At 65.7% G+C, this 18,107-nt stretch carries 18 protein-coding genes; 10 read left to right on the forward strand and 8 right to left on the reverse strand.

Annotated elements, in window-relative coordinates; genetic code table 11:
- A partial coding sequence (locus CAP13_RS05350; RefSeq protein ID WP_085830545.1) for a glycosyltransferase occupies positions 1–650 on the forward strand: 650 nt, incomplete at its 5' end.
- The gene (locus CAP13_RS05355) at positions 647–2,461 is read left to right on the forward strand and encodes an ABC transporter permease (protein ID WP_085830546.1); all 1,815 of its coding nucleotides are present in this window, start codon (positions 647–649) and stop codon (positions 2,459–2,461) included. The genes CAP13_RS05350 and CAP13_RS05355, both read left to right, overlap by 4 nt.
- Before the next feature lie 749 nt (positions 2,462–3,210).
- Here the strand turns inward: CAP13_RS05355 and CAP13_RS05360 are convergent.
- Both CAP13_RS05360 and CAP13_RS05365 read right to left on the reverse strand, forming a co-directional pair.
- Complete coding sequence (locus CAP13_RS05360; RefSeq protein WP_085830547.1) at positions 3,211–3,663, reverse strand: DUF3021 domain-containing protein; 453 nt, start codon at positions 3,661–3,663, stop codon at positions 3,211–3,213.
- Positions 3,664–3,693: 30 nt separating this feature from the next.
- The gene (locus CAP13_RS05365; protein WP_085830548.1) at positions 3,694–4,143 is read right to left on the reverse strand and encodes a LytTR family DNA-binding domain-containing protein; all 450 of its coding nucleotides are present in this window, start codon (positions 4,141–4,143) and stop codon (positions 3,694–3,696) included.
- Positions 4,144–4,958: 815 nt separating this feature from the next.
- Between CAP13_RS05365 and CAP13_RS05370 the strand changes: the two genes are divergently transcribed.
- Both CAP13_RS05370 and CAP13_RS05375 read left to right on the forward strand, forming a co-directional pair.
- Positions 4,959–6,734 (forward strand): 1-deoxy-D-xylulose-5-phosphate synthase, encoded by a 1,776-nt coding sequence (locus tag CAP13_RS05370; protein ID WP_085830549.1) that lies wholly within the window; start codon positions 4,959–4,961, stop codon positions 6,732–6,734.
- 197 nt (positions 6,735–6,931) lie between these two features.
- A complete protein-coding gene (locus CAP13_RS05375) occupies positions 6,932–8,290 on the forward strand; it encodes a M18 family aminopeptidase (protein WP_085830550.1) in 1,359 nt (452 codons plus the stop codon).
- Positions 8,291–8,460: 170 nt separating this feature from the next.
- Here CAP13_RS05375 and CAP13_RS05380 read toward each other — a convergent pair whose 3' ends face one another.
- The gene (locus CAP13_RS05380; protein ID WP_085830551.1) at positions 8,461–9,540 is read right to left on the reverse strand and encodes a 6-phosphofructokinase; all 1,080 of its coding nucleotides are present in this window, start codon (positions 9,538–9,540) and stop codon (positions 8,461–8,463) included.
- 473 nt (positions 9,541–10,013) lie between these two features.
- On the opposite strand from CAP13_RS05380, the gene CAP13_RS05385 reads away from it, so the two are divergent.
- The gene (locus tag CAP13_RS05385) at positions 10,014–10,649 is read left to right on the forward strand and encodes a GNAT family N-acetyltransferase (RefSeq protein WP_085830552.1); all 636 of its coding nucleotides are present in this window, start codon (positions 10,014–10,016) and stop codon (positions 10,647–10,649) included.
- Between the two features lie 41 nt (positions 10,650–10,690).
- Positions 10,691–11,194, forward strand: a complete 504-nt coding sequence (locus CAP13_RS05390; protein ID WP_425429821.1) for a low molecular weight protein-tyrosine-phosphatase — start codon at positions 10,691–10,693, stop codon at positions 11,192–11,194.
- A 72-nt stretch (positions 11,195–11,266) separates the two neighbouring features.
- Here CAP13_RS05390 and CAP13_RS05395 read toward each other — a convergent pair whose 3' ends face one another.
- Positions 11,267–11,461, reverse strand: coding sequence for a type II toxin-antitoxin system antitoxin (locus tag CAP13_RS05395; protein WP_085830553.1), 195 nt, complete (start codon positions 11,459–11,461; stop codon positions 11,267–11,269).
- Between the two features lie 89 nt (positions 11,462–11,550).
- Positions 11,551–12,564 (reverse strand): SPFH domain-containing protein, encoded by a 1,014-nt coding sequence (locus CAP13_RS05400; protein ID WP_085830554.1) that lies wholly within the window; start codon positions 12,562–12,564, stop codon positions 11,551–11,553.
- Positions 12,565–12,772: 208 nt separating this feature from the next.
- Between CAP13_RS05400 and CAP13_RS05405 the strand changes: the two genes are divergently transcribed.
- Together CAP13_RS05405 and CAP13_RS05410 are read left to right on the forward strand one after the other, a co-directional pair.
- On the forward strand, positions 12,773–13,243 hold the full coding sequence (locus CAP13_RS05405; protein WP_085830555.1) for a deoxycytidylate deaminase: 471 nt from the start codon (positions 12,773–12,775) through the stop codon (positions 13,241–13,243).
- Between the two features lie 29 nt (positions 13,244–13,272).
- On the forward strand, positions 13,273–13,449 hold the full coding sequence (locus CAP13_RS05410) for a hypothetical protein (RefSeq protein WP_218775307.1): 177 nt from the start codon (positions 13,273–13,275) through the stop codon (positions 13,447–13,449).
- A gap of 236 nt (positions 13,450–13,685) precedes the next feature.
- Here the strand turns inward: CAP13_RS05410 and CAP13_RS05415 are convergent, their stop codons facing one another.
- Both CAP13_RS05415 and CAP13_RS05420 read right to left on the reverse strand, forming a co-directional pair.
- Positions 13,686–14,198 (reverse strand): YaiI/YqxD family protein, encoded by a 513-nt coding sequence (locus CAP13_RS05415; RefSeq protein WP_085830557.1) that lies wholly within the window; start codon positions 14,196–14,198, stop codon positions 13,686–13,688.
- A complete protein-coding gene (locus tag CAP13_RS05420) occupies positions 14,195–15,154 on the reverse strand; it encodes a diacylglycerol/lipid kinase family protein (RefSeq protein WP_085830558.1) in 960 nt (319 codons plus the stop codon). Before CAP13_RS05420 ends, CAP13_RS05415 begins: the two co-directional genes overlap by 4 nt.
- 353 nt (positions 15,155–15,507) lie before the next feature.
- Between CAP13_RS05420 and CAP13_RS05425 the strand changes: the two genes are divergently transcribed.
- Positions 15,508–16,041, forward strand: a complete 534-nt coding sequence (locus CAP13_RS05425) for an HD domain-containing protein (protein ID WP_085830767.1) — start codon at positions 15,508–15,510, stop codon at positions 16,039–16,041.
- On the forward strand, positions 16,038–17,021 hold the full coding sequence (locus CAP13_RS05430; protein ID WP_085830559.1) for a putative ABC transporter permease: 984 nt from the start codon (positions 16,038–16,040) through the stop codon (positions 17,019–17,021). The genes CAP13_RS05425 and CAP13_RS05430 overlap by 4 nt, the downstream gene beginning before the upstream one ends.
- A 172-nt stretch (positions 17,022–17,193) precedes the next feature.
- Here the strand turns inward: CAP13_RS05430 and CAP13_RS05435 are convergent, their stop codons facing one another.
- Complete coding sequence (locus CAP13_RS05435) at positions 17,194–18,090, reverse strand: sensor histidine kinase (protein WP_085830560.1); 897 nt, start codon at positions 18,088–18,090, stop codon at positions 17,194–17,196.
- Positions 18,091–18,107 lie beyond the last annotated feature (17 nt).

Genomic DNA, 18,107 nt, shown 5'->3' on the forward strand with positions numbered 1-18,107 from the left:
GCACCGATCTCACCTGGGAACTCGCTGGAGCGCTCGTGCGCGAGCACCCGGCAACCGTGCGCGCCATGCGCATCCCGGAGAAGGGCCGCGGGCGGGCGCTCAAGCTCGCCTGGGGCGCCTCTCGCGCCCGGGTGGTCGCCTACATGGACGTCGACCTCTCAACAGATATCGGGCAGATCCCCGAGCTCGTCCAGCCGATTCTGACCGGCCGCGCGGACCTCGCCTTCGGATCGCGCCTGCTGCCCGACTCCGACGTCGAGCGCTGCCTCAAGAGGGAGTTCATCTCGCGCGCCTACAATCTGATGCTCCGCACCTACCTGGGCGTCAGCTTCCACGATGCGCAGTGCGGCTTCAAGGCACTCTCAGCTGAGGCGGCGGCCGTGCTCCTGCCCCGTATCGAGGACAACGAGTGGTTCTTCGACACGGAGCTCCTGGTCCGCGCCGAGCGGCTCGGGCTTGCCAGCGCCGAGATCCCCGTGCGCTGGCGCGAGGACACAGGGTCGACGGTCCACATCGTCGATACGGTGCGGAAGGACATCGCCGGTATGCGCCGTCTGCGCCGCGAGGCGCGCATGGAGCAGGGAGGCACCGGAGGATCGGCCCCGGCAGCGGGGTTCATGGGAACAGGAAGGACGGTTGATGCACGATGACCACGGCAGAATGGACGATTCCCCGCGCGGGATCACGGAGCGGCGCGCCCGCGCACGCGGCGAAGCACACGCGTCCGCGGGCTCGCTCNGCGGCTGCCCAGATCGCCGATGCCCGCGCCGCGGTGGACGAGATCGAGCCCGCCACCTGGTACATCCAGGACCGCTCCGCCCTGCCGAGTTACAGCAGCGTCGACGCCGACGCCAAGTCCATCGAAGCCATCGCCACGGTGTTCCCGGTCATCTTCTTCGTCGTGGCGATCCTCATCAGCCTCACCACGGCGACGCGCATGGTCGAGGAGGACTGCGGTCTCATCGGCGTCTACAAGGCCCTCGGCTACCGACGCGGGCGCATCATGTCCAAGTACCTCATCTACGCGCTCGCAGCGTGCCTGGCCGGCGGGGTCGTCGGGGATATCCTGGGCTTCGTGGCCCTGCCTGAGGTGATCTTCACCATCTTCCGCACGATGTACTCGCTCACCGATTACGAGCTTCACTTCAACATCGTGACCGCCATCCTCGGGGTGGCCCTCTTCGCAGCCGGCATCACGGGGGCTGCCTTCCTCAGCTGCCGCCACGCGCTTCGCGAGGTCCCGGCCTCACTCATGCGGCCGCGCGCTCCGCGTGTGGGCGGTCGCGTGTTGCCCGAGCGGATCGGGCCCCTCTGGCGTCGCCTGAGCTTCCTCAACAAGGTGTCCCTGCGGAACCTGTTCCGCTACAAGAAGCGCGCCCTGATGACGATCTTCGGCATCGCTGGCTGCTGCGCGCTCATGATCTGCGGGCTCGGCATCCGCGACACCGTGGCCTCGCTGAAGGTGCGGCAGTTCGGGGAGGACGGCATCGCCCGCTACGACCTGCTCGCCGTGGCCGCAGACGCCGATTTCTCCCGCGCCCGCGACCTGCTCGAGGGTTCAGATGAGGTTGCAGGCATGCAGGCGGCCCGCATCGACTCCGTGACGGCAAGCTTCGGGAACGGCCGCGAAAGCGTGCAGATGATCGTGATGCCCGACGGGACCGATCTCTCGGGCTACGTGCGCCTCGAGGATGAGTCGGGCACGCCGCTCAGCCTGCCGTCGAGTGGCAACGACGTGCTCATCACGAAGAACGCCGAGCAGGTGCTGGGCTTCTCCGTGGACGATGAGGTCACCCTGCAGGATTCGACCCTCGCTGAGGGGACGGTGCGCGTCGCGGGCGTGGCCGTGAACTACCTGGGGAACTTCGTGTACATGACCGAGTCGGCCTACAGCCGGGCATTCGGGGAGCAGCCGGTGCAGAACGCCTTCCTCGCGCATTTGCGCGGCACCGAGGAGGAGCAGATCACGTTCGCCGACGGGCTGGGAAACGACGGCTTGTTCGCGAGTATCAGCAGCACGGCGAAGACCGCCTCGAGCTTCAGCGAGAGCTTCAAGATCATCGACGTGGTGGTGTACATCGTGACCGTCATGGCCGCGGCCCTGGCTTTCGCGGTGGTGTTCACGCTCTCGACGACGAACATCTCGGAGCGCGAGCGCGAGCTCGCGACGATCAAGGTGCTTGGTTTCCGCCGACGCGAGGTGCACCGGTACATCAACAAGGAGACCGTGATCCTGGCGCTCCTCGGCGTCGTCGCCGGCTGCCCGCTCGGGTTCGCCGTCACGCGTCTTCTGGCCGTGGCGCTCAGGATGCCGTCGATCTTCTTCGACACCGTGGTCGATCCGCCGACGTACCTGATCGCCGGCGTCGCCTCGCTCGTGTTCGTGCTCGGCGTGAACAAGATCACGAACCGCTCGCTCGACCGGATCGTGATGGTCGAGGCCCTGAAGAGTGCCGAGTAGGGCTCGGCTGCGTGAGGGGCGGACCTTGTGCGGCAAATGCCCCCGGCCCTCATGGGCGGAGGCGTTTCTACCTGGGGCTGTTAAGTGCGCGGCTGCGGCAGGGTGCGGTGCAGCGAATGCGCTCACGTTACATTCCGTTTGCAGGGAGGGCTCATCGGAGCTTCCGGATGGTGCATTGCGACAGAGGCGGTGTCGAGGGGATCTTCACATGGCAACCCCAGTTGCTGGTGCGCTTAACTCAGGGTTGCCGAATACCGTGCTACAGCATGGCGCGGCGTTGCGAAAACTGGTTTGGTGTGTGTTCCGCTTTCTGACAGGTTGTTTTCTTCGGCTTGGTGTGGGTTTTCACAGTTCGGCGAAATAGGGCCTGAGAGCGCGCGTCGTCTACCAGTCCGTTTTCTAGCCCGAGGACCCGGCCTACTCGGGAGGCTCTCAAAAACCCACACCAAACCGATGAAAATATCGCGGCAAAATCCAAAACCCACACCAAAGCGTGTAAATCAATATCGCGTCCCCCTATGGCAGCCGGAAATCGTGGCACGGGGATCGAACGGATGCTTGGGAACATCGATGGCCGCCATCAAACCCAAGAAAGACGGGCGGCCATGCTCTCGTGGCCACCCGTTCGAGGATGCGTATGGGAGACGTCGGCGTCAATGCTTGGAGGAGCTGCCGGCACATCAGGGTCGTGCTCTGGCTTGCACGCCTCTCCTTCAGGGGCCCGCCCCGTTCGAATCCGCAGCCCGAGGTTACGAGCGGGGGAGTCCGGCGTTGATCTCCTTCAGCTGGTTCTTGGTGTTGAACCACACGATCAGCCAGATCAAGCCGTAGATCAAGGCGACAAGGCAGATGAAGCCGATGAAGGCGGGTATGGTTCCCGGAATCCAGCGCAGGTAGGTCGCGGCGATGATGAGCGGCGTGCCGATGACCGCGAAGTGCAAGATCGTCGCCTGCAGCAGCGAGAGCCGTTCGCTCTTGTAGACGAGGCCGCCGGCATGCTGCACCGCGCCCATGGCGGCATAGACGAGCCGCTCGATGAGGACCGCGTTCAGCTGGTTGTCGAAGGAATCGAGGAAGGCAGGCGTCCCGGGGATGTAGACGCCCCCCGATGCATAGGAGACGAGGACCTCGACCATGCAGCCGATGGCGATTCCCCCGACAGCGCCGATGAAGAGGCGCGGGGCGATCTCTTTGACGTTCATGGGTGCTCCTTTCACGAGCTACGGGATTGCCTAGAGGTTGATGACGGTACGGAAGGCGGCGAGCGAGCGGCGGGAGACGAAGCTTCGCGCCCCATTGGTCAACTCGAGCTTGATCGTGCCGGCAAGCGAGAGATCCATGCGCGAGACGAATCGGAGGTTGACGATCTCGCCCTGGTTGATCTGGACGAACTCGGAGGGATCGAGCTGATCCACAAGCTCTCGGATGCGGTGACGGACCTGCCAGGTGCCCGCCGCCGTCTGCGCGCAGACGGCCTTGCCCTGGGTGTGGAAACGCAGGATGTCGGCGGTCTCTAGCGGGACGGCGTCGGTTCCACGGATGCCGATGACGCGCCGCAGGTGCCCGGCCTCGATGGCTTCGAGCGCGCGTTGGATGGCGGCGACCTCCTGGTCGATGGCTTTCGCGCGGATCATCACCTCGGTCTCTTCGATTTCGGGGTCGAGTCTGATGTCGATGTTCATGGGGTTCCTTTCCCTCCGTTGGCACCAGTAAAGCCTGAGAGGGCCAGCGCTTCAAGACACCTGGGACATGCGGTCATCTAGGGCGTCTATGCGGTCGCGTTCGGAAGGCTGAGCCTTGTGTCACGTCCCCCGCGCACATAAACCGGCGCTGCCTCTCGTCCTCAGCCGACCTGCGTATCCGAGTGTCGTGCGGGAAGCCCGGTTTAGGCACGCAAGGAGGGCGGGCGGCGTACCGCGGCATTGCTCGCGACTTCCTCAGCATACGGAGAAGCGGAAAGGAGAAGCAGCCAGGGACGGGGCCGCCGCATCCGCGTCGTCTTCTTAACGCACAAGGTGGTGGGTTCGGATGGAGTGGTTGCTCTAGGGCGGCCCGCACTGTCTCCGCGGCGCGCAAGGTGGTGGCGCTTTGCAAAACTCGCGTCGTTGGTACAGGTTTGTTGATGCGGAATACAAACCTCCTCAGTTTGGCACAGGTTTCGCGTGAGCCGTCGAGTAGAGACCAGATCGTCATGTCCGTGACATGCGCCTCCGAGGACCAATTACCCGTCTCTACTCAGGTTTCCTTCCAAAACCTGTACCAAACTGAGAAGGTTTGCCATGCGAAGGCAGAAACCTGTACCAACGGCGCGAAATTCCACCCTTCGATCCCGTTTCGCGACGCCTTGGTGACATGTGCAGCCTTACATACGGAATTTGCCCGAAGACCGCCCGCCGTTCGGCGAAACGGGCCCGTGATAGGGCACCATTGTGCAAGACTGATGCACGCGCGGCCGCACCCGGCGGGCGCACTCGATGGCGAAGAGGAGGCGCTCGTAATGTACCTAGAGGGGATCACCGGCCCGGATGACGTGCGGTCACTCGATGAGAAAGACCTCCCCGCGCTTTGTCAGGAGATCCGTCAAGCGATCATCGACAAATCTGCGGCCGAGGGTGGGCATGTCGGCTCCAACCTCGGCGTGGTCGAGCTGAGTGTCGCCCTGCACCGCGTGTTCCACTCCCCTCAGGATCAGATCATCTTCGACGTCTCGCACCAGACGTACGCGCATAAGATGCTGACGGGCCGCGCCGTCGCGTTCACCGATCCCGCGCACTACGCGGAGGCATCGGGGTTCGCGAGCCCGCGCGAGTCTGAGCACGATCTGTTCGCCATGGGGCACACCTCGACCTCGGTGAGCCTCGCCTGCGGGCTCGCTCTCGCGCGCGACCGAGCCGGCGCCCATCATGACGTGGTCGCCGTGATCGGCGACGGCTCGCTCTCCGGCGGCATGGCCTTCGAGGGCCTCGACGACCTCGCGGAGCTCGGACTCGGCATCCTGGTGATCGTGAATGACAACGGCTGGTCCATCGCCGAGAATCACGGCGGCATCTACGAGAACCTGGCGGAGCTCCGCCGTACAAACGGGACCTCCGAGCGCAATCTCTTTCGCGATCTCGGCCTCGAGTACCGATTCCTCGCAGACGGCAATGATGTTGACCGGCTCATCGGCGAGCTCGAGGGGCTACGGGGGCTCGACCACCCCGTTGTGCTGCACGTCTGCACCGTCAAGGGGAACGGTCTCGACGTCGCCTGCGCCGATCCCGAGCGCTGGCACCACCCGCCGGCGTTCACGCTGGGGGAGGAGACCGCCCCGACGCCAGCCTCATCGGCGCCCTCCCGCGAGACCTACGCCGAGCTCACGGGCTCCTTCCTCTCCTCCCGCATGGAGTACGATCCGCTGCTGGTGGGCATCACCGCGGCGACCCCGTACATCATGGGGTTCACCCCGGCGCGCCGCAAGGCAGCGGGCGATCAGTTCGTGGATGTGGGCATCGCCGAGCAGCACGCGGTCACCTTCACCGCCGCCCTCGCCAAGGGCGGGGCGCATCCCGTGCTCGGCATCTACGGCGTCTTCCTCCAGCGCGCCTACGACCAGCTCTGGCACGACCTCTGCCTGAACACCCTGCCGGCGACGATCCTCACCTACGGTTGCTCGGTCCATGGCACGCGCGACGCCACGCACTTGGGCCTCTTCGACATCAGCCTGCTCAACGGTCTACCGGGCCTCACCTACCTCGCACCGGTCTGCCGCGAGGAGTTCACGGCGATGCTCACCTGGTCGATCGGCTACGCGGGCGGCCCGGTGGCGATCCGCGTGCCCGGGCAGGGTGTCGTCTCGCGACCGGACTTGGCGCCGGCGGCGGACGAAGGTTTTGAGCGGCCCCGTTACCAGATCGTTCGACACGGATCCGAGGTGGCGATCCTCGCCCTCGGGAGTTTCTTCGAGCTCGGTGAGCGGGTTGCCGATGCCCTCGCGTCCCTCGGGATGAAGGCGACGCTCGTGAACCCACGCACCGTGTTCGGCCTCGACGAGGACGCGCTCGATGGGATCGCGGCAAATCACCGCGTGGTCGTGACCCTTGAGGACGGCGTGCTCGAGGGCGGCTGGGGCGAGCAGGTGGCACGCTACCTGGGGCCGGCGGGCGTTCGCGTGCGCTGCTTCGGCGTGCGCGCGGGGTTCCCCGACCGCTACGACCTCGATGAGCTGCTGCGCGAGAACGACCTCACGCCTGAGCAGATCGTCTCCGGCATCCAGGAGATGCTCGACGTGTGATCGCGCCTGCGGCGGGGCCCGGGGCGGTCAACCATGCTGGCGTTGCTGATGACTTCAGGGTGCATGACGCCTGAGGTGCGATGGTCTCATGCAGATGGTCCTGAAACGTCGAGAGCGCGGCGCGGTCGCTCGTGGGTCGCTCACCGTGGAAGCCGGTCTCCGTGTGGAGCGCACGGAACAACGAGATGGGAGTTCATATGACGCATGAACCGCTGAAGACGATCAAGACCGAGGACCACGCCCGCGCCCTTGCGGCCTTCATCGCAGAGAGCCCGAGCATGTTCCACGCGGTCGCGGCCCTGCGCACGCGCCTCGATGCGGCCGGTTTCTCCTACCTGCCAGAATCCGCCGCCTGGGAGGTGCGGACCGGGGGCTCCTACTACACGGTTCGGAACGACTCGAGCCTCATCGCCTGGCACGTGGGGTCCGATCTCGCCCCGGATGCTCCGTATCATTTTCAGCTCACGGCGGCCCATGCCGATTCCCCCTCCTTCAAGGTGAAGGCCGAGCCCGAGCTTGACGGCCCGGGCGAGTCGCTGCGGCTGAACGTCGAGGCCTACGGCGGTATGATCGACTACACCTGGTTCGACCGCCCCCTCGGCCTGGCCGGACGCGTACTCGTGCGCACGGGTGCCCGCATCGAGAGCCGCCTGCTCTCCATCCGCCGGCCCGTTGCCCTGATCCCGAGTCTCGCCATCCATATGAACCGCGAGGTCAACAAGGGGTTCGCCCCCGACCGTCATGTGGACCTCTGCCCGCTCATCTCCACTGGTGCGCTCAAGCGCGGGGCCTTCTCCGCCCTCATCGTCAAGGAGCTGGGCGTCGACTCCGGCGAGATCCTCGCGCATGACCTCTTCCTCGTGAACCTGCAGGAGCCCCTCGTCTGGGGAGCCGCTCCCGAGCCCGAGTTCATTTCGGCCCCGCACCTCGACGACCTCATGTGCGCCTACGCCGCCCTCGAAGGCTTTCTGGCGGGTCCGAGTGAGCGGACGGTGTCGGTCTACTGCTGCTTCGACAACGAGGAGGTCGGATCGAACACCAAACAGGGCGCCATGTCCACCCTGCTCTCCGACACGCTGGCACGGGTGAACGGGGCGCTCGGCCGCTCGGCGGAGGATCTCCGCCGCGCCATCGCGTCCTCCATGCTGGTGAGCTGCGACAACGCGCATGCCGTCCACCCCAACCATCCCGAGGTGGCCGATGAGGGGGCCCGTCCGCATCTGAACGGCGGCATCGTGATCAAGGAGGCGGCGAACCAGCATTACTGCACGGACGCCTTCTCGCGGGCGGTGTTCGCAGCCATCTGCGATAAGGCGGGCGTGCCCTATCAGTCCTTCGCCAACCGGAGCGATATGGCAGGCGGCTCGACCCTCGGCAACCTCTCGAACATCCAGGTGAGCATGCATGCGGTCGACGTCGGCTGCCCGCAGCTCGCGATGCACGCGAGCTATGAGACGGCCGGTGCCGGCGACGTCGCCCTCGCGGTGCGTGCTCTTGCCGCGTTCTACGCGACGGATCTCAAGATCGAAGGGGCTGACGCGGCGAGTCTCGCGTAGGCCCTGCAGAGATAGGAGGCCTGGCTCGCGCGGGTTTCGCGTGTTGTGGCCATGGGTGATGCAAAAAGCGCCCGTCCCCACGAGAGTGAGGGCGGGCGCTCCACGTTTAACGTTCCCTAGTGCTGATCCAGGATCGCGGACTGGCAGGGCGGTCGGCGGCCCCTCGCGGCTTACTCGTCGCCGAAGCTGATACCCAGGGCCTTCGCCTCGCGGATGAGGTCGCACTTGGGATCCACGTACTTGAGCTTCCCGGCGACCTCCTCAAGCGGGACCGTCCCCATCTTGCCGTCGCGCTGGGCGATCATGATGCCGAACTCGCCACGCAGGCAGGCGAGGGCCGCCTCGACGCCGCACTGCGTGGCGAAGACGCGGTCCTGCGCATCGGGCTCGCCGCCGCGCTGCGTGTGCCCCGGGATCGCCACGCGGGTCTCGCGGCCGCACCGCTCCTCGATCTCACGGGCGATGTCGTACACGATGCTCGGCGAGGTGCGCTCGGCGACCTTCTTCTTGTAGTCCTTCTTAGGCAGGGCGGCATCCTCCTGCGAGATGGCGCCCTCGGCGACGGCCACGATCGCGAAACGGCCGCCGAGCTCCATGCGCTGCTCGATCGAGTGGATGACGTTCTCCATCTTGTAGGGGATCTCGGGGATCAGCACCACGTCGGCCCCGCCGGCCACACCCGCGTACAGCGGGATCCAGCCGACCCTGTGCCCCATGATCTCGATCACGAAGACGCGGCCGTGGCTGCTCGCCGTCGTGTGGATGTCGTCGATGCAGCGCGTGGCGACCTCGACGGCACTCGTGAAGCCGAAGGTGAGGTCGGTGCCCCAGGTGTCGTTGTCGATGGTCTTGGGCAGGACGATGACGTTCAGACCCTCCTCGCGCAGGCGGTTGGCCGTCTTGGTGGAGCCGTTGCCGCCGAGCATGAAGAGGCAGTCGAGCTTGAGGTTGCGGTACGTCGCGATCATGGCCGGCACCTTCTTGATGCCGTCGGGCGTGGGCTCGTCGAGCTGCTTGAACGGGGTGCGGCTCGTGCCCAGGATGGTGCCGCCGCGGGTGAGGATGCCGCTGAAGTCGGCGGGATCCATCTTCTGGTACTGGCTGTAGATGAGGCCGCGGTAACCGTTCTCGAATCCGTAGATCTCGAGCCTGTCGCCGACCTCCGTGGCCAGCGCTTTGACGATGGCGCGCATGGTCGCGTTGAGCGCCTGGCAATCGCCTCCACTCGTGAGTAGTCCAATTTTCAGCATAAGGCACCTCGTATCCTCGGTAGTTAGATGTCTCTAGTTTACCGTGGCGCGCCGGTGCGCGCAGGGTGGGGGATTGTCATGTTCCCATCAGGTTTCGACGGGGTCTCGACCCCGTCCGCCGTGGTAATTGCGAGCCGCACCTTGGTATCAGCGGCCGGTGCCTCGGCACTTGTCGCTTCGCGTCATCTGCCCACAGGGGCTAGAAAACCTACTCTCGACCCCACTCTCATGCAAAATGCCTTTGCGACCGCCTTGAGATGACGTTTCGTCCCGTCCAATGCACATGGCTGTTTTGCGTGCCCGGTCCGGCACCAGCATCCGGAACGCAACCGTTATGGGCTCTTTCCATATCGCACCCGGTGGGTCTCCTGCGCTCCCTCGCGGCCCCTGTCGTCGCCTTGCGAGCATTCCGAGGGGTTGATAGGCTTGATGTTGCAAGCGTACACCGAAGACGTATTGGAGGAGTGATAGGCGTGAGCGGCGAGTCAAGCACCGCCGGGTTCCGGCCATTCGAAGAGGCAGATTTCGATCGGATCGTCCCGATCATGCAGGAGCTGTGGCATGCGGGATACGGAGACACCGCGTTTCAGCGGCTCGCGGCCACCGATGACCTCGCGCACATGCTGGGGCGCTGCACTTTTGCCCGGGTCGCGCTTGTCAATGGGGCTGTCTGCGGCATCGTCCTCGCCCGGGTCGGCGCGGTGGATGCGGCGTGGGCCGAACGGTGGCGCCTCGTGGGGAAGCGCGCCCATGAGGCCATGGAGGCGCTCGATCCTGCCCATCACGCCCAGGCCTCATCGTTCATCGAGGGCGAGGCGGCCGTCAACCGGGCCCTCCTCGCATCCTCTGATCTCAAAGACGGGGGAGAGCTCGTGCTCCTGGCCCTCGGCGCGGCTGCTCGCGGCCACGGCATCGGGCGAAAGCTCTTGGACATCGCCCGCACCTACCTCGCCGAGCATCAGGCGCTTCCGGGCTACCTGCTCACCGATACGAGCTGCGACTGGCAGTTCTACGAGCACCTCGGCCTCACACGGGCGGTGACGCATGTGTCGACGCCGGCTGAGCGTGAGTACCTGGCCGAGGAGATGTACCTGTATCGGTTGGGGTGAGAGGCTGCTGGCCCTGCGTCGATTCAGCAGAGGAGCGCACGTTGTCGATAGATCGCACATCAACATCCGCTGACGAGGGCGGAAAGCATCGTATCCTCTTCGTCTGCCACGGGAACATCTGCCGGTCCACGATGGCGCAGTTCGTGATGGAGGACATCGTGCGCCGTGCGGGCAGGTCGCACGAATTCACGATCGACTCAGCTGCGACCTCGACCGAGGAGATCGGGAATCCGCCGCATCCGGGCACGGTATCCAAGCTGCGCCAGGTGGGTGTCCCGGTGGGGAAGCATCGGGCCCGCCAGATCACACGCGGTGAGTACGACGATTGGGATCTCATCGTCTATATGGACGCCGAGAACGAGCGCGGACTGCGCCGGATTCTCGGCGGCGACCCGGCGGGGAAGTGCGTGCGTCTGCTCTCGATCGCGGGCCGCGCGGGCGATGTTGCCGATCCCTGGTACACCGGGGATTTCGACGCGACCTACCGCGATGTGCTCGCGGGTTGCGAAGCCCTGTTCGAGCGATTGAGCGAGCGAACCGCATAATCGATCGCCAACAAGAAACCGGGCGCGAGCCGTTTGCTCACACCCGGTTTCACTTGATCACAGCGCTCTTGTTCAGCGCTCCTCGGTGTCGTTTTCCGACCCGGTTTCCTTGGCGTCCCGTCCCGGCAGCCGCCCTGCGCGTCGGAGCGCGTCGCGCAGGATCCACTCGACCTGGCCGTTCGCGCTGCGCATCTCGTCATCGGCCCAACGCTGCACGGCCTCCCAGATAGCCGGGTCTATGCGGAGAGGGTACTGTTTGCGTGCCATCTCACCGCCCCTTCAATCCATACCATGCGATTCGCACGGGCGCCCGGGAGCCCCCGAGGCCGCCCGTGCGAATCGCATGTTCAAGCCAATCAATACAGCGAACCGGCGTTGACCACGGGCTGAGCCTCGCCCTCGCCGCAGAGGACGACCATGAGGTTGGACGCCATCGCGGCCTTCCGCTCATCGTCGAGCTCGATCACGCTGCCCTCGGCGAGCTCGCGCACGGCCATGTCGACCATGCCCACCGCGCCTTCAACGATCTTCTTGCGGGCGGCGATGACGGCCTCGGCCTGCTGGCGGCGGAGCATCGCCGGCGCGATCTCGGGCGCGTAGGCGAGGTGGGTGAGGCGCGCGTCGATCACGTTGACGCCGGCGGCCTCGAGTCGGCGATCGAGCTCCTCCTTGAGGCTCTCCGAGACCTCCTCGATGTTGGAGCGCAGCGTGATGCTCGTGTTCGAGGAGTCGTCGTCCTCCATGTGGTCGTAGGCATAGACACTCGCCACATGGCGCAGGGCCGTCTCGGTCTGCATGGCCACGTAGCTCGGGTAGTTGTCCACATCGAAGAGGGCCTTGGCGGTGTCGGACACGTGCCAGACCACCACCGTCGCGATCTCGATGGGGTTGCCCATCTTGTCGTTCACCTTCAGGCGATCGCCGTTGAGCGTGCGGGCGCGCAGCGAGATCTTGGTGGAGAGGCCGGCTGCGGCCAGGTTGAGCACGCGCCCCGGTGTGCCCGCGGTCCCGGCGTCCTCAGTTGCCGCCTCAGCATCGGGGTTCTTGAGGGAGTTCGCGAAGAACGGGTTCGCCCAGAAGAGACCGGAGTCCCGCACCGTGCCCACGTAGGTGCCAAACAGGACGCAGACCTTCGCCTGGCCGGGCTGGACGGTGAAGAAGCCGTTGCAGAATATGAAGAAGCAGATGGTGCAGACGATGGCGGCGATGAGCCCCATCGGGTATTGCAACGGCATCTCGTCGACGTCGGAGAAACGGGCGAGCCCCGCGATGGACCAGATATAGAGGGCGACGTCCGCCGCCAGGATCAGCACGGCGACGGGGATGAACGCCCAGCCGCTCCGGACCTTGATGGGCTTCTCAACGCTCATGGTGGTTCCTTTCACTGTGCCGCGGCCTGTGCCGTGGCTCCTTCCCACGGGCTTGGCTTCCGCCTCCCCCTGTTGGATCTCATTGTGATATCACATTGAAACCAAGTCAAGGAGAAACTGAGACTGGGGCGGGTCACGGGCGGTCGAGGGCATGAACGCGATCGCTGCGGATACAATGGGAAAAGCGTTTCTCGAGCAAGGAGGCCCCATGTCAAGCAAGCGCACGGACGTCATCACATGGGATGAGTTCTTCATGCGCGTGGCCATCGCCGCGCAGCTGCGGAGCAAGGACCCGAACACGCAGGTGGGAGCCTGTATCGCGAGCACAAACAACCGTATTCTGTCGGTAGGCTACAACGGCACGCCCTCGGCTCTCGACGACGACGACTTCCCTTGGGGAACGAGCGACGACCCGCTCGAGGACAAGCACAACTACGTGGTGCACGCCGAGGCGAACGCCGTGCTCAACTACCGTGGCTCCCTGCGCGACCTCGAGGGGGCGACTGTGTACGTGACGCTCTTCCCCTGCCATGACTGCGCGAAGATCCTCGCGCAGGTGGGCATCGGCCACGTTGTGTACCTCGATAACAAGTACGCCGACACCGATGACGGCCGCATCTCCCGTCGCATCCTCGACTCCTGCGGCATCAGCTATCGTCAGGTGTCGGTGAGCGCATGAGCGGGCGGCCGGCAAACGTGCTCCTCGCGGTGGCCATCGTGGTGGCGGCGCTGTTAGTCCTGTCGGCGATGTTCTCGGTGCTCGGCTTCGTGCTCGGGATCGTGATCCGCGGGCTGCCGCTGCTGTTGGTTGTGGGTGCGGTCATCTTCTTCATGCAGGGCGGCAAGGTGCACATCGACTGGCCGGACAGCTGGCGCCGGCGCTAGTCCTGTATGCTCGGCGCACGGAGCCCGGTGCTATCCGCCCAGTGCCCGATGCTGACAGTGCAAGATTGCGCCTTTATTCCGTTTGAAAGACGCAATCGTGCACTGTCGCGTGCCGTTTGAATGTCGACAGTGCATATCTGCGCCTTTATCAGCCTTTAAAGACAGAATCGCGCACGCTCGCACACCAGCCCACCTGCACGGTGGGCATGCGGCTGCGATCGCGCGTACCGTCACCGTTACAGCGGTTCGATCGGCGCGCGCAGCAGCTTCGTCAGCTCGGCGGTGAAGCGCCGTCGGTCCTCGCCCGTGAAAGCCGCCGGCCCGCGTGTTCGACCGCCCGCGCGGCGCACCTTCTTCTCCTCGTGGCGCACGAAGAGCTCCATGTCGATCGTCTCGCGGCGGAACACATGTCCGCGCACGCTGATCGCGGCGGCGCCGCGCCCGAGGACCATGCTCGCGAGCCCGATGTCCTGAGTCACGACCACATCGTGCGGGCCCAACCGCTCGATGATCGCGAAGTCGGCTGAGTCGGCGCCGACGCTCACATCGAGTACGTCGACCCAGAAACCGCGGCGGGCGTCCTCGGGGCGTCGCGGGTCGTCGCGACGGATGTGGCGCGTGAGGTTCTGCGTCGTGTTACCGGCGATCACAGCAGGGATCCCCGCGTGCCGGGCGGCATCGAGGGCCTCGCGGGTGACGGGGCAGGCGTCGGCATCGATGAACAGGGTGCGCGGCGCGGTCCCGCTCATGCGCGGCCGTGTCCGGACTCGGTGGGGACGATCACGCGCAGGGCCCGCAGCACGACCTCGACGTCGTAGCGGGGCCCGCCGGCGAGCTCCTCGCCATCCACCTGCGCGGGTGGCAGATCGTCAAAATCAAGTCGGATGCGCCGCACCTGCTTGACCTCAATCAGCTTCGAGTTCACATGGCGCCCGGTGCGCGCCATGCCAAAGAGGACGGCGAGATGGGGGAGGAGCGGACGCTTCACGTTGAAGCAGGTGTCGAGCAGGCCATCTCCGGGATTCGCGTCCGGGCAGATCCTGAAGCCGCCGCCGTAGGTGGGGCCCACCTGGATCGCGAAGATCAGGGTCTTGAGCCTCTGAGGCTCGCCTCCGTCAAAGGAGACCGACGCGGGCCAGCCGCGCCGCGCCCGCGGGATGAGCTTCATCGCCGAGGTGACGTAGAGGGTTTCGCCCTCCTGCGAGGTGTCGGCGGCTCGGCGGTCCGTGGTGTCGAGGGCGATGGCGGCGTCGAGACCGAAGGAGAGGGTCTCCATGAAGTGGACGCCGTTCACGCGGCCCACCTCGAGTTCGTGGGCATGCCCGCGCACGAGCTGCGCCAGGGCGGTCTCGGCGTCATTGAGCGCCATGCCGAGTGTGCGCCCGTAGTCGTTGCCCGAGCCCACGGGGACGACAGCGAGCTGGGGCCGCTCACGGGCGGGGAGGGCCATGAGGCCGTTGACCACCTCGTGGACGATGCCGTCGCCGCCGAGGGCAACCACGGTGTCGAAGCCGTGGGAGGTCGCGTTGCGCGCGAGGTGCTCGGCCTCGCCGGACGCCCGGGTGAGCGTGAGCTTGTAGCCGTCGGTCGCTGCGGTGTAACTGCCGAGGAAGCGCTCGGAGAACGCGGCGGCGTCCGCCCCCTTGCCGCTGCGCGCGGCGGGGTTGGCGATGATGAGGGTGCGTCCGAGGGTGGAGCGAGCCATTGATGGGCCTTTCTGCGATTTGCGCGAACGGTGCCCATTCTACGGCATGGCCCGGTGCGTGTCGCCTGCGCGCCATGGGGACACGTCGCGATCGCCGACAAGCCGGGAGCGTCGATCTCGTGTCGCCTACGCGCCATGAGGGCGCGCACGCATAATTCATTACATTTCTTTTGTTTTGTTAGTTTATGGAAATGGACTGATGCGGGAGGCTCTTGCGGAGCATGGTGTGGCGGGGCGCCGTTCGCGTGCTACCCTGATCTGCAGTGAACACGGCTTGGCTTTGGTGTCGGGCTTGGGATGAGCGTCATCCTGCATACGGCTGAGGAGGCCAGACGATGGCAGAGCGAAGGCAGATGAGGGGAGCGGACAGGGACCGCGTCTTCGGGACCCCCGGCGCCCGTCGTGCGGCCGAGGTTCGTGTCGCCGCGGCCGAGCTTGAGCGAACGGGTCGCTTCGGCCTCACGCGTCATTTCATACAGCATGGCACCGTGAGCGTCCACGCGCATGTGATGTCCGTTGCCCTGGCCTCCGCGCACGCGGCCGACGTGCTCGAGCGTCTGCGCATCAAGGTGGACCGCGCGTCGCTCATCCGCGGTGCCCTGCTCCACGATTACTTCCTTTACGATTGGCACGATCCCGATCCATCGCATCGCCTGCACGGCTTCACGCATCCGTTCCGAGCCCTCGCCAACGCCGAACAGGATTTCGACCTCACAGACCGCGAGCGCAACATTATCAAACGACACATGTTTCCGCTCGTCCCCATCCCTCCCACCTGCCGCGAGGCGTGGATCGTCTGCCTCGCCGACAAAGCCTGCGCCCTGCGCGAGACTGTGTCCGCCCGCCTGCCGCGGCGTCGCGGCACCGTCGGGAGCGCTCGCGCATGACGGAGCTCATAGACGCCCTCGCTGCAGCTTCAATTCCCGAAGCGCCGCTTTCTGCCCTGCTGCTCACCGGCGGTCTCTACGCGTTCATCGGATGGGTGTGGGAATCGACCATCTGCGCGTACCTGAACAGGCGCCGGTTTGCGAACAGTGGCTTTTTGCTGGGGCCGTGGTGCCCCATCTATGGCGTTGGGGCGCTTGCCTGCTGGATCGGGTTGCGCTCCATCGAGGGGACGGCCGCCCTGTTCCTCGCGTCGGCGATCGTCTGCTGTGCGATCGAGTACGCCGTGGGGGGGCTCCTTGAGCGAACGGTGCACGCGCGGTTCTGGGACTACTCCACCTATCCCTTCAATTTGCAGGGCCGGATCTGCCTGTATGGCGCCCTCCTCTTCGGGGCGGGAGCGGTGCTGATCTGCCAGGTGCTGCAACCGTGGGCCCTCGGCGCGCTGGCTGAGCTCCCCGCCTCGGTGGTGCGCATCGCGGCCGCGGTGCTGACGATCGCGATGGCCGCCGACAGCGTGTTCTCGCTGGCGAGCTGGCGGCGTCTGTCCGATCAGCTCGAGCACCTGCGTGCCGATATCGCCGAGCATATTGACGAGGTGCTCGAGGAGGCGTCCGACGAGATCGTCGAGCGGGTTCCCGACACCGTGTTGGATTCCGCGGCGACGATGCAGATGCGGAGTCACGCCATCAACGGGTGGCTTCTGACGCTCACCGACGCGGTCATGGACGCGCTCCGCGAGCGCGTGCCGGTTCCGTCGTTCGTGGCGGACGGCACCGCCGGACTGCGCGCCGCGGCGCGTCGCCTGAGGGATGGCGCCTCGTCGCTCAGCGCCTACCGGCCGGATCCGAGGCTCTGGCTCTCCAAGCGCGACCTGCGCTTCTTCAATGCGTTCTCGAACCTGAGGATGCTGCCCTATGAAGGCGTCATTCGGCTGACAGGGCTGAAGGACCGCGCCCGCGACCTGTTCCGGCGGGGGTAGGCTGATGAAGGAAGGCCAACCCAATGATGCGCAGCAATCTCGGTACAACGTTGCCACCGAGGCTGCCATGCGTGAGACGCGCGACATCATGGAGGGAAGGCTAGATGCTGAGCGTTATGATTCCCAGCGGATATGTTTGCTGATTTGGATGATTGGATCTGTCAGTTGACCCTCAAGCTCGCCGCAATCCCTCCAATGTGAACCGGAGCACATTTCCTTCGAGTGACGCGCTCAACCGCAGCCCCATCGCGTCTGCGAGCTTTGCTGCGGTTGCGAGCCCGAGGCCTGCGCCTACGGTCCCACGGGCGGTGTCAGCCTGGTAGAACCGGTCGAAGAGCCGCTCGACGTCGATCGCGCGTGGATCACTCGTGCGGTTCGAGATCGTCACGCTCTGCCCCCGCTGCTCGATCACCGGCGCGCCTGCTCCGTGGCGCAGCGCGTTCACCATCAGGTTCTCAATGACTCGCTGCAGATGGGCGGCATCCCCCTCGAAGGTGAAACCCTCATCGGCGAAGCGAACGACGGGCTCCCAGCCGCGCTGCTCGAACTCGGGGAAGTGCGCGAGGAGCACGCTTTCAACAAGCGGTCTCATCGCCACGGGCGCGACCTCGATTGCGAGATCGGGATCGCTGGCCCGTGTGAAGGCGAAGAGCTGGTCGAGGAGATCGGCCGTGGCGTCGATGCGCGCCCCGGCGGCCTCGAGCTCATGCTTCCGCGCATCGTCATCCAGCTCCTCCCGGGCAAGCTGCAGATAGCCCTTGGCGCCGGTGAGCGGGGTCCTGATGTCGTGCGAGAGGGAGGAGAGGTCGCGCTGGAACTCCTGCTGCGCGCGGAGCGACCGTACACGCTCCTCCGTTTCGCGGTCGAGTTCGCCATTCACCGCTTCGGCGATCTCATGCAGGCCAGATCCGGGGGCGTTCACCGTCAGGCGCGCGTTGCTCGCCGGGTCGCGATCACGCAGGAATCGCGCCATGCGTCTGAGCTCGTGAGCGTATGTCTTACGGCCGAGCACCGCACCGAGGGCGACACCGAGGACGCATGCGCCAAACGCGAGCAGAACCGCCTCCATCTCCGCTCCCTTCCTCC

Origin of the sequence: Collinsella vaginalis (genome assembly GCF_900176655.1) — a bacterium.
In the GTDB taxonomy this organism is placed as follows: Bacteria; Actinomycetota; Coriobacteriia; order Coriobacteriales; family Coriobacteriaceae; genus Collinsella; species Collinsella vaginalis.

What these genes read in the sequence shown, in the direction of transcription:
- CAP13_RS05360 (WP_085830547.1), bottom strand. Translation starts at nt 3,663, where the DNA reads ATGAACGTCAAAGAGATCGCCCCGCGCCTCTTCATCGGCGCTGTCGGG.
- CAP13_RS05400 (WP_085830554.1), bottom strand. Translation starts at nt 12,564, where the DNA reads ATGAGCGTTGAGAAGCCCATCAAGGTCCGGAGCGGCTGGGCGTTCATC.
- CAP13_RS05370 (WP_085830549.1), top strand. Translation starts at nt 4,959, where the DNA reads ATGTACCTAGAGGGGATCACCGGCCCGGATGACGTGCGGTCACTCGAT.
- CAP13_RS05405 (WP_085830555.1), top strand. Translation starts at nt 12,773, where the DNA reads ATGTCAAGCAAGCGCACGGACGTCATCACATGGGATGAGTTCTTCATG.
- CAP13_RS05415 (WP_085830557.1), bottom strand. Translation starts at nt 14,198, where the DNA reads ATGAGCGGGACCGCGCCGCGCACCCTGTTCATCGATGCCGACGCCTGC.
- CAP13_RS05395 (WP_085830553.1), bottom strand. Translation starts at nt 11,461, where the DNA reads ATGGCACGCAAACAGTACCCTCTCCGCATAGACCCGGCTATCTGGGAG.
- CAP13_RS05435 (WP_085830560.1), bottom strand. Translation starts at nt 18,090, where the DNA reads ATGGAGGCGGTTCTGCTCGCGTTTGGCGCATGCGTCCTCGGTGTCGCC.
- CAP13_RS05375 (WP_085830550.1), top strand. Translation starts at nt 6,932, where the DNA reads ATGACGCATGAACCGCTGAAGACGATCAAGACCGAGGACCACGCCCGC.
- CAP13_RS05365 (WP_085830548.1), bottom strand. Translation starts at nt 4,143, where the DNA reads ATGAACATCGACATCAGACTCGACCCCGAAATCGAAGAGACCGAGGTG.
- CAP13_RS05425 (WP_085830767.1), top strand. Translation starts at nt 15,508, where the DNA reads ATGAGGGGAGCGGACAGGGACCGCGTCTTCGGGACCCCCGGCGCCCGT.
- CAP13_RS05420 (WP_085830558.1), bottom strand. Translation starts at nt 15,154, where the DNA reads ATGGCTCGCTCCACCCTCGGACGCACCCTCATCATCGCCAACCCCGCC.
- CAP13_RS05430 (WP_085830559.1), top strand. Translation starts at nt 16,038, where the DNA reads ATGACGGAGCTCATAGACGCCCTCGCTGCAGCTTCAATTCCCGAAGCG.
- CAP13_RS05380 (WP_085830551.1), bottom strand. Translation starts at nt 9,540, where the DNA reads ATGCTGAAAATTGGACTACTCACGAGTGGAGGCGATTGCCAGGCGCTC.